Raw genomic sequence first — 14,117 nt, forward strand, 5'->3', positions numbered from 1 at the left:
CACGGGCCTTTCGCAAAGCGAATATCCGCTCTGCGGAGCACGAGAGAGCCTGTGCGAGAACGCGAAACGGCGGGACAAGCGACATTTATCGCTCGTCCCGCCGATCAAATGCGTCGAGGGTCAGCTGAAGCTGTCTCCGCATGCGCAGCTGCCCTGCGCGTTCGGGTTGTCGATCGTGAATCCCTGCTTCTGGATGCTGTCCTCGAAGTCGATAACGGCGCCATCGAGATACGGCACGCTCATCTTGTCGACGACGACCTCGACGCCGTTGAAGTCGACGGTCTCGTCGCCGTCGAGCAGTCGCTCGTCGAAGTAGAGCTGGTAGATCAGTCCGGAGCATCCGCCGGGCTGAACCGCGACGCGAAGTCGAAGGTCGTCACGGCCTTCCTGGCTGAGAAGGCTCTTCACCTTGTCCGCAGCCGTGCCGGTCAACTCGACGCCGTGTGCTTTCGTCGGGCTCTGAGTGGTCAGTGTATCGCTCATGACTCTCCTCGCGATTGGGTGGCCCCGACGTGGGGTTCAGGCTCCATGGTACCTGCCCGTGCCGGAATCGAGCCATGGACTACCGTGCTTTTTCGTTGAGCCTCGACAGCAGCAGCGCTTCGGTGAGGATCGCACGGCGGAAGACGCCGAGGTGCAGCGACTCGTTCGGGCTGTGCGCGCGGGTGTCCGGGTCCTCCACGCCCGTGATGAGGATCTCGGCGTCCGGGAAGACGCGCACGAGGTCGGCGACGAACGGTATCGAGCCGCCGATCCCCATGCGGACCGGATCCGCTCCCCACGCGTCGCGCATCGCGTCAAGAGTCGACGCGACGATCGGTCCGGAGTCGTCGACGAGGAACGGGTCGCCGACGTCGACCTCGTCGATGGTGATCTCGGCGCCGAACGGTGTGTTCGCCCGAATGTGCTGCTCGAGCGCAGCGAACGCCTCGGCGGCGCTCTGTCCCGGTGCGATGCGCGCCGACACCTTCACGTTCACATGTGGGATGAGCGTGTTCGAGGCGTTGGCGACGTCGGGGGCGTCGATTCCCGTGACGGTGATCGCGGGCTGGAACCAGATTCGCTCCAGAATGCTGCCGGAGCCGACCGGGCGCACAGACTCTCCGAGGGCCGCTTCGGCGCGAAGCTGCGCTTCTCCGTATTCGGGAGTGGTGGCGTCATGCGCGCTCAGTCCCTCAACCGCGACCGAGCCGTCCTCCGACCAGAACGAGTTGAGCAGGCGGATCGTTGCCATCATGGCGTCCGGCACGGCTCCGCCGAACATTCCGGAGTGCGAGGCGTGCGCGAGCGTGCGCACTCCGAGCCGGAAGGCTACGTTGCCGCGCAGGCTCACACTGAGCGCAGGCGTCTCGGTGTTCCAGTTGTCTGAATCAGCGACCACGATCGCATCCGCCTCGAGCGCTTCGCGATTCTGCTCGAGGAAGCTCGCGAAGGAGCGCGATCCGAACTCCTCCTCCCCCTCGATGAACAGCGCGATTCCGAGTTCGAGGTCGTCTCCCGCCGCCTCGGCGAGAGCGCGGACGGCCCCGATGTGGGTCATCACACCGGCCTTGTCGTCAGCGGCCCCTCGCCCGTAGAGCCGATCGCCCTTCACGACGGGCTCGAACGGCGCCGTGTCCCAGTCCTCGTCCTTCCCGGGCGGCTGGACGTCGTGGTGTGCGTACAGCAGAATCGTCGGCTTTCCGCCACGCGCGTGACGCCGGGCGAGAACGGCCGGCTGGCCGAGCTCCCCGGTCTCCGCGATAGGGGCGCGGACCACGTCGACGGAGTCGAAGACTCCCGTTTCACGGGCCAGAGCGGCGACGGCTTCGGCGCTCTCGAGAACGTGGGCAGGATCGAACGCGGACCAGGAGACGGACGGGATGCGTACCAGGTCGCTCAGGTCGGCGATCGTCGCGGGCAGGTTCTCCCGCACGATCTGGGCAAGCTGGGTCTCTGCTGCGGACATCGCGCCTTCGGAATCAGTCATGCAGGTAATCTTAAGAGGAACATCTAAACGAGGAACACGTGACCAAGAAGACTTCCCCCGAATCATCAGACCCGATCGACGATGCCGTCGATTCCGCCACCCTCGAGGGCAAGAAGGGCGCTCCCACGCCGAAGCGGAGCGCACGCGTCGCCGCGAACAAGCGGCCGCTCGTGCCGAATGACCGCAAAGAGGCGAAGCAGCGGGCCCGCACGCAGCTCGCCGAGCAGCGCGAACGCGCTCGCGTCGGCATGGCGAACGGCGAGGAGCGCTACCTCCCCGAGCGCGATCGTGGCCCGCAGAAGCGCTTCGTCAGGGACTTCGTCGACGCTCGCACGAGCGTGAGCGAGTTCATGCTGCCGTTCATGTTCCTCGTCATCATCGCGACCTTCATGCCCGTGCCCGAGATTCAGGTGTACGGCATGTTCGCCCTGTGGGCGTTCTTCATCATCATGGTTCTCGAGTGCATCTGGATCGGCTTCCGCGTGCGCAAGCAGCTCGCGCAGAAGTTCGGCGACACGCGCGTCGAGCGCGGCGTGCGCTGGTACGCGGCGATGCGGACCATCCAGATGCGCAAGCTGCGGCTGCCGAAGCCGCAAGTGGCGCGCGGCGAGTACCCGCACTAGCGCGGGAGGCGCCGCTTCTCAGCGGGAGCGAATCGCGGCCAGCTCCCGGTTTATCGACCGCGCCCACAGCGGACCGCGGTAGATGAAGGCGCTGTACCCCTGCACGAGCGTCGCTCCGGCGTCGAGTCGTTCAGCCACGTCCGCTCCGGTTTCCACACCGCCGACGGAGATGACGCACAGTTCGGCCGGGACGACGCTTCTGATCAGTCGCAGAACCTCGAGCGAGCGAGCGGCGAGCGGCGCGCCCGAAAGACCGCCGTCGCCTGCGGCACGCACGACAGCGGCATCCGTTCGCAGGTCTGACCGAGACAGTGTCGTGTTCGTCGCGATGATTCCCGCGAGCCCGAGCTCGACCACGAGCTCGCTGATGCGCACGACCTGATCGTCGTCGAGGTCGGGGGCGATCTTCACGAGAAGCGGTGTCGCACCGGCGGCGTCCTTCACGCGTGTGAGCAGCGGCGCGAGCCTGTCGAGCTCCTGGAGTCCGCGCAGTCCCGGCGTGTTCGGGGAGGACACGTTGACGACTAGGTAATCGGCGAGCGACGCGACGACGCGGCAGCTCTCGAGGTAGTCGTCGATCGCGTCGTCGACCGCGACGACGCGGCTCTTGCCGATGTTGACACCGATTACCGGGCGGTGTCGCGCTTGGTGCGCCTTCGCGAGTCGCGGGGCCGCGGCGACCGCGCCGTCGTTGTTGAAGCCCATGCGGTTGATGATCGCCCGGTCGGGGATCAGCCGGAACAGCCGCGGCTTGGGATTTCCCGGCTGCGCCCGTGCCGTGAGCGTGCCGACTTCAACATGCCCGAAGCCGAGGGCTCCGAGGCCGATGACCGCCTCTGCGTTCTTGTCGAATCCCGCCGCGACGCCGAACGGCGACGGGAAGGTGCGGCCGAGCGCCTCGACGCGCAGCCGCGGATCGGGGGCGGTGAACCTTCGCGCGAGCGGACCGAGCGCCGGCAGCATCCGGATGGCCGCGAACGCGAGGTGGTGAGCCTGCTCCGGGTCGAGTCGGCGCAAGAAGAGCGAGAAGAGGGCACGGTACATGCAGTGGGCCTATCGGTGTCGTGTCGTGCGGACGGATCAGTCGTCGAGGCTGCCGGCGTTCGCGGCGGTGCCCGCGTCGTGCTCCTGCCGGAGCGTGCCGATCGCCTCTTCGAAGTCATCGAGCGAGTCGAACGCCTGATAGACGCTCGCAAAACGCAAGTATGCGACCTCGTCGAGCTCACGCAGCGGAGTGAGAATCGCGAGACCGATGTCGTTCGCCTCGATCTGCGATGTCCCCGTCTGGCGGATGGCCTCCTCGACCTTCTGCGCGAGAACGGCGAGGTCGGAGTCCGTCACCGGGCGGCCCTGGCAGGCCTTGCGCACGCCGCTCACGACCTTGTCGCGACTGAACGGCTCGACGACCCCGCTTCGCTTGATCACGTTGAGGCTCGCGGTCTCCATGGTGCTGAAGCGACGACCGCATTCGGGGCACTGGCGACGGCGCCGGATCGACAGCCCGTCGTCGCTCGTGCGCGAGTCGATGACGCGTGAGTCCGGGTGGCGGCAGAACGGACAGTGCATTGTTCTCCAAACTCGAGGGGAAGCGGCTCAATCGGTGAATCGCGCGGAGATCGCTTCGCCGTGCGCCGGGAGGCGCTCGGCCTGCGCGAGCGTGACGATGCGCTCCGAAACCTCGCGCAGCGCGGTCTCGTGATACTCGATCACCTGCTGTGGGCGAAGGAACGTGTACGCGCCGAGCCCCGACGAGAACCGGGCTTGCCCCCCGGTCGGCAGAACGTGGTTCGAGCCGGCCATGTAATCGCCGAGACTCACAGGCGAGTGGGGGCCGAGGAAGATCGCACCGGCCGACGTGATGTGCTGCAGCGTCGCGCGTGGGTCGTGCGTGTGGATTTCGAGGTGCTCTGGCCCGTACGCGTTGCTGAAGTCGGCAGCGAGCACCACGTCGTCCACGAGCACGATCGCGGACTGCGGTCCGCTGAGTGCGGCGCGCACGCGCTCACCGTTCTCGGTGCGCTCGACCAGTCCCTCGAGCTCGAGTGCAACGTCACGTGCGAGTGCCGGAGAGTCGGTTACGAGAACGGATGCCGCCGCCTCATCGTGCTCGGCTTGACTGACCAAGTCCGCGGCGATGAGGCTCGCTTTCGCTGTGCCGTCGGCGATCACGAGAATCTCCGTGGTGCCCGCCTCCGAGTCGATTCCGACCTGGCCGCGCACGAGTCGCTTAGCCGCTGCGACGTAGATGTTTCCGGGACCGGTGACGACGTCGACGGGCCGCAAATCGATGTCGGGCACGCCGTAGGCGAGCGCGCCGATGGCTCCCGCCCCGCCCATCGCATACACCTCGGTGATGCCGAGGAGACCCGCTGCGGCCAGTATCGTCGGGTGCACTCCACCGTCGTGCTCGCGCTGCGGCGGCGAGGCGAGGGCGATGGAGGAGACGCCGGCGACTTGCGCCGGCACGGCGTTCATGATGACGCTCGACGCGAGCGGCGCCTTGCCGCCCGGTACATACAGTCCGACGCGATCGACCGGCTGCCAGCGCTGCACGATCGTCGCACCGGGGGCGATGTCGACGGTGCGCTGCGGCGGCACTTGCGCCGCCGTCCCCCGTCGCACACGATCGATGGCGGATTCGAGCGCCGCGCGCAAGTCGGAATCGAGCGAGGCGAGGGCGCCGTCGATGTCCGTCTCGGGGACACGTACGTGGGCCGGTCGCACCTTGTCGAGGCGCTCGGCCTGAGCCAGCAGCGCGTTCGACCCGCCGGAGCGCACTTCGCTGATGAGCGCTCGAGCGGCCTCACTCGCGACGGAGACGTCGACGACGGGCCGAGGAATGGCGTCAAGGAGTTCGGAGCGGCTGAGACGACGGGAGCGGAGATCGATGGTCTGCATCATGGCGTGCTCATCCTATCGTCGCCGCCACGACTCAACTTCGTGTGAGTCCCTCGATGTCGCGCAGCACTCCGACGCGGCCATCGTCGTGCCGGATCACGAGCTCGCTGCCCCTGTCGTCGACAGCGAGGGCCCACGCACCGGGGCCGATCGAGAACACCGGCATCCCCGTCGCTTCGTCGAGCACGTCGCGGGGCTCCGGCGCCCAGACCCAGAACGGGCCGGTCGGCGGCGTGGTTCGGGCAGCATCCTCCCCGGAGTTCACGTGGGTGCTCGCGCTCACGGGGCGGTGCTGATCCGGCGCTCCGGCGTCGTCCTCGTCGATATCGTCCTCGGCCGAGGCGGTCTGGGGCCCGCGCACGACTGTCGCTTCGACGTCGGGTGCCAGTTCCGTCGTCTCCGGAGCCGTCCGCTCCGCATCGGGGCTCGCTGCCGCGCCTTCGGCTGAGCCGCTCGACGCACTGCTCGCCTGGGGGTCCGCGGCCGGCGGCGACGCGGGTTCGTGTTGCGAAGCCGGATGGCTGCTCGGCTGTGGTGCGTACAGCGGCGTCTGCGACGCCGGCTGCGGCGCGAATCCTGTCGGCGCGTGCCCAGCGGGCGCGTACGGCTGGCCGTACGGCATTTGCGGTCCACCCGGCTGCGGCCAGCCCTGCGCCGCGGGCGATGCGGGCCGCTCGCGCGCGGGCAGTGCGACAAGGGGACGCGCGTTCAACGGCGCCGCGACAGCCGTTCGCTGCTGGAATTCGGCGCTGAACGGCGGAAGGAGAGGAGCAACGGTGGTGACGGTGATGAGAGCGAGCGACAGCACGAGTCCGAGAACCGGTCCGACACCGGGTGCGACGGAAACCTGGACCCACCCGCCGAACGCGTCTCTGAGGGCCGCGCCGATGCCGACGACGACGATGATCACCCCCAGGTAGGAGGCGGCGGCGATGATCGCTATCACCGAGGCGAACTGATCGACCGATAGAGAGCCCACTCTCCAGCGCGTGCTCGGCATTGTGCGCTGGAGAAGAAGCAGCGCAGCGGCGACAACCGGCAGGATGACGCCGGGGATCCCGAGCAGCCACATCGGGGACCACAGGTTCGTGTATCCGATGCCGGTGCTCGCCACGAGCGGAAGGAAGGAGGCGATGAGGAGCACGAGAGTGAGCGCGAAGACGAGGACTTCACGCAGCGTGAAGGATCCGACCCTTGCGATCGGGCTCGGAGCCGGGCTGAACATCGCGGAGTGCGGCGGGTTCGGCCTCTGCGGGTCGCCGCCAACCGGCTGCTGCGGGCCGTTCCATCCGGCAGGAGGTTGCTGGTACGTCATCGCTCTCTTTCCGATTCGGCGGGCTGCGCCGCAATCCTATCCGAGGCAGTTCGGGCCGAGCAGTGATTTCAGCTCGCCGAACAGATCAGCGGTGACGGACACCGGGTAGGGAACCTCGAACACGCGAGCGACATCGCCTTTGAGCAGGCGAAGGCGCACTTCGTTCTCGCCTCGGTGCCGGGACAGGATCTCGCCGAGTTCCGTGACAGCGTCGGTCGTTGCGCGGTGCTCCGGCATGTTCAGGAGCAGCGCACCGGCCGATCCCGCTTGTTGGAGATCCGGCGAGAAGATGCTGTAGGCGTGGAGGTTCATGCCGTCGTCGCGCATGCTCACCCGCCCCCGCACGACGACGATCGAGTCGTTCGCGAGCGTGTGCTGGAACTCCTGGTAGGCCTTGCCCATGAACATGACCGTCATCTCAGCACCGAAGTCCTCGACGGTGATCATTCCGTATTGGTTCCCGGACGCCTTAGCCACCCGGTGCTGGACGCTCGTGACGAGGCCGGCGATCGTGACGGTGTCGCCGTCCTGCGTGTGCTCGGAGGTCGTGAGGTCACTGATCGTCGTGCTTGCAAGCTTGGCCAGTGCGATCTCGAGACCGGCGAGGGGGTGGTCGGACACGTAGAGGCCGAGCATGTCGCGTTCGAAGGCGAGCTTGTCCTTCTTCGACCATTCCGGACGTTCCGGGACATTCGCCGTCGTGCTCTCCCCTACCTCGGCAAAGAGGCTGTCGAAGTCGAAGCCGACTTGGCCCGTTGCTTCCATGCGCTTGTCGCGGACGGCCGACTCGACAGCGTCCTCGTGGATCTCGGTGAGGGCTCGACGGGTGCCGGGATACGCGTCGAACGCTCCCGCCTTGATGAGCGACTCGACCGTTCGCTTGTTGGCCACGTGCACCGGGACCTTGCGCAGGAAGTCGTGGAAGTTCTCGAACTTGCCCTTGTCGTTGCGCGCCGCGACGATTCCGTCGACGACGTTGGCGCCGACGTTGCGAACAGCCCCAAGTCCGAAACGGATGTCCTCACCGACGGCCGCGAAGAAGTTGATCGACTCGTTGACATCGGGCGGCAGCACCTTGATGCCCATGCGACGGCACTCGTTGAGATACAGCGCCAGCTTGTCCTTCGAGTCGCCGACACTCGTCAGCAGTGCGGCCATGTACTCGGCGGGGTAGTGCGCCTTGAGGTACGCCGTCCAGTACGACACCACGCCGTAAGCCGCGGAGTGCGCTTTGTTGAACGCGTAATCCGAGAACGGAAGGAGGATGTCCCACAGTGCCTTGATCGCGCCCTCCGAATACCCGCGATCGGTCATGCCTCCGCTGAATCCCGCGTACTGCTTGTCCAGTTCGGACTTCTTCTTCTTGCCCATCGCGCGGCGCAGAATGTCTGCTTGACCGAGGGAGAACCCGGCGACCTTCTGCGCGATCGCCATCACCTGCTCCTGGTAGATGATGAGACCGTATGTCGTGTCGAGGATGTCCTTGAGCGGCTCCTCGAGTTCCGGGTGGATGGGAGTGATCGCCTGCAGGCCGTTCTTGCGCAGGGCGTAGTTCGTGTGTGAGTCCGCCCCCATCGGCCCCGGCCGGTACAGTGCGATGACGGCGGAGACGTCCTCGAAGTTGTCGGGCTTCATGAGCCGCAGAAGACTGCGCATCGGCCCGCCATCGAGCTGGAACACCCCGAGCGTGTCCCCTCGGGCGAGGAGGTCATAGGACGCTGTGTCGTCGAGCCCCAAGTGCTCAAGGTCGAGCGTCTCGCCCCGGTTCGTCTCGATGTTCGCGAGGGCGTCCGAGATGATCGTCAGGTTGCGCAGTCCGAGGAAGTCCATCTTGATGAGACCAAGGGACTCGCACGCCGGATAGTCGAACTGCGTGACGATCTGGCCGTCCTGTTCGCGCTTCATGATCGGGATGATGTCGAGGAGCGGGTCGCTCGACATGATCACACCGGCGGCGTGAACACCCCACTGACGCTTCAGATTCTCGATGCCGAGCGCCGTGTCGAACACGGTCTTGGCTTCCGGATCCGTCTCGACGACGTTGCGGATGTCCACGGCCTCGCGATAGCGCGGGTGGTTCTTATCGAAAATCCCGGTGAGGGGGATGTCCTTACCCATCACGGGCGGCGGCATCGCCTTTGTGAGCTTCTCCCCCATGCCGAACGGGAAGCCGAGCACCCGCGACGAGTCCTTGAGAGCCTGCTTCGCCTTGATGGTTCCGTAGGTGACGATCTGGGAGACGCGCTCTGCGCCGTACTTCTCGGTGACGTACTTGATCACCTCGCCGCGACGACGGTCGTCGAAGTCGACGTCGAAGTCAGGCATCGAGACACGGTCGGGGTTGAGGAACCGCTCGAAGATGAGGCCGTGTTCGAGCGGGTCGAGGTCGGTGATGCGCATGGCGTAGGCCGCCATCGACCCCGCTCCGGATCCACGGCCGGGGCCGACTCGGATCCCGTGATCCTTCGACCAGTTGATGAAGTCGGCGACGACGAGGAAGTAGCCGGGAAAGCCCATCTGCGAGATGATGCCCATCTCGTAGTCGGCGCGCTCCTGCACCTCGGCGGGAACGCCCGACGGATACCGGTAGTCGAGTCCCTTCTCGACCTCCTTCACGAACCAGGTCTGCTCGGTCTCGCCGTCGGGGACGGGGAACCGGGGCATGTAATTCGCCGAAGTGTCGAATTCGACGTGGCAGCGCTCAGCGATTTCGAGAGTGTTGTCGCACGCGTCGGGGTGGTCACGGAAGACGTGACGCATCTGCTCCGCCGATTTCAGGTAGAACTCGTCGGCGTCGAATTTGAAGCGGTTCGGGTCGTCGAGCGTCGCGCCGGACTGGACGCACAGGAGAGCAGCGTGGCTCTTCGCGTCGTCGGCATGCGTATAGTGCAGATCGTTTGTGGCGACGAGCTTGAGCCCGAGGTCTTTCGCCAGGTCGAGGAGCTCGCTCGCCACGCGCTTCTCGATGCCGATGCCGTGGTCCATGAGCTCGCAGTAGAAGTTCTCGGGTCCGAAGATGTCCCGGTAGTCCGCGGCCGCCTGGCGTGCTTCCTTGTACTGCCCGAGGCGGAGCCGGGTCTGGATCTCACCGCTCGGGCAGCCCGTAGTCGCGATGATGCCGCGGGAGTACTGCGACAGGATCTCCCGGTCCATTCGAGGCTTGAAGTAGTAACCCTCGATCGATGCCTTCGACGAGAGCCGGAAGAGGTTGTGCATCCCCTCCGTCGTCTCGGCGAGCAGCGTCATGTGCGTGTAGGCGCCGGACCCGGACACGTCGTCGCCGCCGCCGTTGCCCCAGCGCACGCGCGTGCGGTCGCCGCGGTGGGTGCCCGGCGTGAGGTAGGCCTCTGTGCCGATGATCGGCTTGAGCCCGGCGGCCGTCGCCGTGCGCCAGAAGTCGAAGGCGCCGAACATGTTTCCGTGGTCCGTGACCGCGAGCGCCGGCATCCCCTGTTCGACGGCGGCGCTCACCACCTCGCCGACGCGGGCGGCCCCGTCGAGCATCGAGTACTCGCTGTGGACGTGCAGGTGGACGAACGAGTCAGTTGAGGGCACGAGAACTCCGTGAGTGGTAGACGCTGTGCCTCCAGCCTAATCGCGACCGAGGACATCCAGTGCGTGCTGCAGGTCCGGCGCGTAGGGGGCGGTGAAGCTCACCCACTCCCCCGTGGCCGGGTGCGCGAAGGCGAGCTGCACGGCCTGCAGCCACTGACGCGTGAGTCCGAGGCGTGCGGACAGTGTCGGGTCGGCGCCGTAGAGCGGGTCGCCCACGCACGGGTGGCGCATGGCGCTCATGTGCACGCGGATCTGGTGGGTGCGACCGGTCTCGAGATGGATCTCGAGCAGCGTCGCCGCCCGGAACGCCTCGATCGTCTCGTAGTGGGTGACGGACGGCTTGCCGCCCGCGGTCACCGCGAACTTCCAGTCGTGTTTCGGGTGCCGGCCGATCGGCGCGTCGATCGTTCCCGTGAAGGGATCGGGATGCCCCTGCACGACGGCGTGGTAGATCTTCTCGACCTCGCGGTCGTGGAACGCGCGCTTGAGGGCGGAGTACGCGCGTTCCGTCTTCGCAACGACCATGAGGCCGCTCGTGCCGACGTCGAGGCGGTGGACGATTCCCGCGCGTTCCGCGGCGCCGGACGTCGCGATCCTGAATCCCGCCCCCGCGAGCGCCCCGAGCACTGTCGGACCGGTCCACCCGACGGAGGGATGAGCGGCCACTCCCGACGGCTTGTTCACGACGACGATGTCATCGTCGTCGAAGACGATGTCGAGATCCGGCACATCGACGGGCTCGATGACCGCCTCCTGGCGAGGTTGCCACTCGACGTTCAGCCAGGATTCGGCCGTGAGCTTGTCCGACTTCGCGAGGATCCGGCCGTCGAGTGTGACCCCGCCCGCCTCGAGCACTTCGGCCGCGAACGTGCGCGAGAATCCGAGGAGCTTGGCGATCCCGGCATCCGCTCGAACGCCGTCGAGCCCATCGGGGACGGGAAGAGCGCGCGACTGCATCGGCTAGTCGCCTGCCCGGCGCTGCTCGTCGTGACCGATCTCGCCGGAGGGCGTCTGCTGCGGGTCGGCTTCCGTCTTCGCGTGGCGCACGCCGTCAAGCCCGATGCCGAGAATCGTGAGCAGCACGAACAGAACCATCGCGCTCACGATGCCGATGTCGGCGACGTTGTAGATCGCGGGCATCATCCACGGCGTGGAGATGAAGTCGACGACGTGACCGAGACCGAACGAGGGCTCGCGGAAGAGGCGATCCGAGAGGTTCCCCAGCACTCCGCCGAGCAGCAGGCCGAACACGAGGGCCCACCAGGGCGAGCGGATGCGTCGGGCGAGCACGATGATCACGACGACGACGATGGAGGCGAGGATGGAGAAGATCCACGTCGCTCCCGAGGCGAGCGAGAACGCGGCCCCCGAGTTGCGGACGAACACCAGTTGAAGCACGTTGCCGAGAACGGGAACCTGCTCCCCCTCGGTCATCGAGGTGACGACGAGGTGCTTCGTCCATTGGTCAAGCGCGAACCACAACGCAGCCACGGTCACGAGGACGGCAAACGCCCGGACCGTGGCTGCGCGTGAAGATGACTCCGGCAAGACCTAGTGGTTGGCAGACTCGGTCAGCTGCGAAGAGCTGGAGGCCGGACCCGACTTGTCGAGTTCGTTGAGCTGACCCTCGATGTAGCTGCGGAGGTTCTGGCGGTACTCGCTCTCGAACTGGCGAAGCTCGTCGATCTTCTTCTCGAGGCCGCTCTTAGCGGTCTCGAGCTTCGCGAGCTCCTCGCGCTGCTTCGCCTCGGCCTCGGCAACGACGCGCGCAGCGGTCGCGTGGCCCTCGGCGATGAGCTGGTCACGCTTCTCCGCACCCTCGCGGACGTGCTCGTCGTGCAGACGACGGGCGAGGATGAGGAGGCTGTTCGAGCTCTCCGACTCGTCGGCCGGCTCGGCCTTGGTCTCCTGCTTCGGCTCCTCGACGACCGGCTTCTGCTCCGGCTCGGCCGGGGCGGCAGCGGCGGGCGCGGCAGCGGCGGGCTGCTCGGCGACGAACTTCTGCTCGCCGGTGCCCGACTCCGCCTTCGAGAGACGGTCCTTGAGGTCCTCGTTCTCCTGGATCAGGCGGCGCAGTTCGACGACGACCTCGTCAAGGAAGTCGTCGACCTCGTCCTGGTCGTACCCTCGCGAAACTTGGTCTGCTGAAACTGCTTATTGACTACGTCTTCCGGAGTGAGCGCCATGGCGTACCACCTTCATGTGTTCAGTGTTCGTGTGTAGCGTGCCCACGTTAGCAAACACGACCTCGAGATGCCGGGACGCAAGACGGGTGACGCCTGTCCCAGAATACAGCCGAGACCGCCCTAACGCGGAATGCCGATCGGAAAGTCTTTGACGTTCATGCGGATCGGAGGATTCCGACGAGGAACATCGCGATGATCACGCAGAGCATCGTGATGCTCCAGCCGAAGTCGAGGGCGACGGAGCCGAAGCGAAGCGGAGGGAAGACCCGGCGGAAGAACTTCACGGGCGGATCCGTCACGGAGTAGACGAATTCAGCAGCGACGAGACCGGCACCCCGGGGTCGCCACGCGCGATTGAACGTGCGCATGAGGTCGAGAATGAAGCGGCCCCACATCACGAAAAAGTACAGGAGCAACACCAGGTAGAGGATGTTGCCGATTACTGGAAAGACGTCGCTCACCCACTAATTATTGCTGAGCGAAGAACGTCTGTTCGCTCTCGCTCTTCTGCGCTTGCTCGCCCGAGACCGCGATGTGGGACGGCGAGAGGAGGAACACCTTCGACGTCACGCGCTCGATCTTGCCATAGAGGCCCTGCGAGAGGCCGCTCGCGAAGTCGATGAGGCGGCGTGCGTCGCCGTCGCTCATCTGCGAGAGGTTGATGATCACCGGCACGCCCTCGCGGAAGCTCTCGGCGATCATCTGCGCGTCGCGGTACTGCTTGGGGTGAACCGTGAGGATCTCGTTCAGTTCGGCCGGAGCGGCCTGCTTGACAGCAGTCGGGCGACGGAGCGGCGTCACCGGCGCGCGGTTCTGCGGCACGGCGGCGGGAGCCTGCTGTTGGGACGACGAGGCGGTAGAGGACTGCGCCTGCTGAGGCTGGGCCTCGTCTTCGTACCCCAGCTCTTCATCAGCGAGTCCGAGGTACACCATGGTCTTCTTGAGGGGGTTCGACATCGCTTCCTCCGATAGTGGTTCTTCCCTCTCGAGGCTAACGGCGACGAGGAATGAAAGCCGTGATTGAGCGCCTGAATTCGCCGCGTGTCGCAGCAGAAAAACGACCGCCCACCGGATGCCGGAGCATCGGTGGGCGGTCGTTCGGAGTCGGAAGGAGCTGCTACTTCAGGAAGTCGGGAATGTCGAGTTCGTCCTCGTCGGCAAAGGCCGGGTCGACGGCCGATGGAGCCGGAATGTGCTCGGGCGCGCGCGGAGTCTCCCACGGCTTCCGCGCCGGAGCGGCATCCGGAGTCTCGACGACGTCGTCGTTTGCACGCGACGCCGAGCTGTCAGCCTCGCTCGTTGATGCCATGACGCCTCCGGTCGTCATGATCGCATCCTTGAGCGGCTCGATCTGGCGGCTCGGCGGCTCTCCCCCGTCGAACCCGGCGGCGATGACCGTGACGCGCACCTCGTCGCCGAGCGTGTCGTCGATGACCGCGCCGAAGATGATGTTCGCCTCGGGGTGCACGGCCTCCTGCACGAGACGTGCGGCGTCGTTGATCTCGAAGATGCCGAGGTTCGAGCCACCCTGAATGGACAGGAGCACGCCGTGAGCGCCCTCGATGCTCGCC

13 protein-coding genes and 1 pseudogene are annotated in these 14,117 nt (G+C 66.3%); 1 reads left to right on the top strand and 13 read right to left on the bottom strand.

The features are described from left to right. Positions 1-120: 120 nt before the first annotated feature. Both erpA and BLV49_RS15055 read right to left on the bottom strand, forming a co-directional pair. Entirely contained in the window at positions 121-483 is a 363-nt protein-coding gene (erpA, locus tag BLV49_RS15050) for an iron-sulfur cluster insertion protein ErpA (RefSeq protein WP_091186450.1), read from the bottom strand. A 79-nt stretch (positions 484-562) separates the two neighbouring features. Continuing rightward, positions 563-1,969 (bottom strand): dipeptidase, encoded by a 1,407-nt coding sequence (locus BLV49_RS15055; protein WP_091186453.1) that lies wholly within the window; start codon positions 1,967-1,969, stop codon positions 563-565. A 38-nt stretch (positions 1,970-2,007) separates the two neighbouring features. Between BLV49_RS15055 and BLV49_RS15060 the strand changes: the two genes are divergently transcribed. Next, positions 2,008-2,592: a DUF3043 domain-containing protein gene (locus BLV49_RS15060; protein WP_091186456.1), complete on the top strand. Its 585-nt coding sequence runs from the start codon at positions 2,008-2,010 to the stop codon at positions 2,590-2,592. A gap of 18 nt (positions 2,593-2,610) precedes the next feature. Here the strand turns inward: BLV49_RS15060 and BLV49_RS15065 are convergent, their stop codons facing one another. The 11 genes and pseudogenes from BLV49_RS15065 to BLV49_RS15115 form a co-directional block, all read right to left on the bottom strand. Further along, a complete protein-coding gene (locus tag BLV49_RS15065) occupies positions 2,611-3,636 on the bottom strand; it encodes a quinone-dependent dihydroorotate dehydrogenase (protein ID WP_091186459.1) in 1,026 nt (341 codons plus the stop codon). Between the two features lie 36 nt (positions 3,637-3,672). Next, entirely contained in the window at positions 3,673-4,158 is a 486-nt protein-coding gene (gene nrdR / locus BLV49_RS15070) for a transcriptional regulator NrdR (RefSeq protein ID WP_091186463.1), read from the bottom strand. Positions 4,159-4,185: 27 nt separating this feature from the next. Further along, positions 4,186-5,493, bottom strand: a complete 1,308-nt coding sequence (gene hisD, locus BLV49_RS15075) for a histidinol dehydrogenase (RefSeq protein WP_091186467.1) — start codon at positions 5,491-5,493, stop codon at positions 4,186-4,188. A gap of 31 nt (positions 5,494-5,524) precedes the next feature. Further along, the gene (locus BLV49_RS15080; RefSeq protein WP_091186471.1) at positions 5,525-6,805 is read right to left on the bottom strand and encodes a hypothetical protein; all 1,281 of its coding nucleotides are present in this window, start codon (positions 6,803-6,805) and stop codon (positions 5,525-5,527) included. 36 nt (positions 6,806-6,841) lie between these two features. After that, complete coding sequence (gene dnaE, locus BLV49_RS15085) at positions 6,842-10,309, bottom strand: DNA polymerase III subunit alpha (protein WP_245723723.1); 3,468 nt, start codon at positions 10,307-10,309, stop codon at positions 6,842-6,844. 87 nt (positions 10,310-10,396) lie between these two features. After that, on the bottom strand, positions 10,397-11,317 hold the full coding sequence (locus BLV49_RS15090; protein WP_091186479.1) for an RluA family pseudouridine synthase: 921 nt from the start codon (positions 11,315-11,317) through the stop codon (positions 10,397-10,399). Positions 11,318-11,320: 3 nt separating this feature from the next. Next, positions 11,321-11,851: a signal peptidase II gene (gene lspA, locus BLV49_RS15095; RefSeq protein ID WP_245723678.1), complete on the bottom strand. Its 531-nt coding sequence runs from the start codon at positions 11,849-11,851 to the stop codon at positions 11,321-11,323. 60 nt (positions 11,852-11,911) lie between these two features. Beyond that, positions 11,912-12,436 carry a DivIVA domain-containing protein gene (locus BLV49_RS15100; protein ID WP_434061472.1) on the bottom strand — a complete coding sequence of 175 codons (525 nt, stop codon included), beginning with the start codon at positions 12,434-12,436 and terminating at the stop codon, positions 11,912-11,914. Between the two features lie 265 nt (positions 12,437-12,701). Further along, on the bottom strand, positions 12,702-13,007 hold the full coding sequence (locus BLV49_RS15105; RefSeq protein WP_281245342.1) for a YggT family protein: 306 nt from the start codon (positions 13,005-13,007) through the stop codon (positions 12,702-12,704). 7 nt (positions 13,008-13,014) lie between these two features. After that, complete coding sequence (locus tag BLV49_RS15110) at positions 13,015-13,503, bottom strand: cell division protein SepF (protein ID WP_091186485.1); 489 nt, start codon at positions 13,501-13,503, stop codon at positions 13,015-13,017. A 160-nt stretch (positions 13,504-13,663) separates the two neighbouring features. Continuing rightward, a pseudogene (locus tag BLV49_RS15115) lies at positions 13,664-14,117 on the bottom strand (cell division protein FtsZ); the annotation flags it as partial.

Source organism: Paramicrobacterium humi (assembly GCF_900105715.1).
Taxonomy (GTDB): domain Bacteria; phylum Actinomycetota; class Actinomycetes; order Actinomycetales; family Microbacteriaceae; genus Paramicrobacterium; species Paramicrobacterium humi.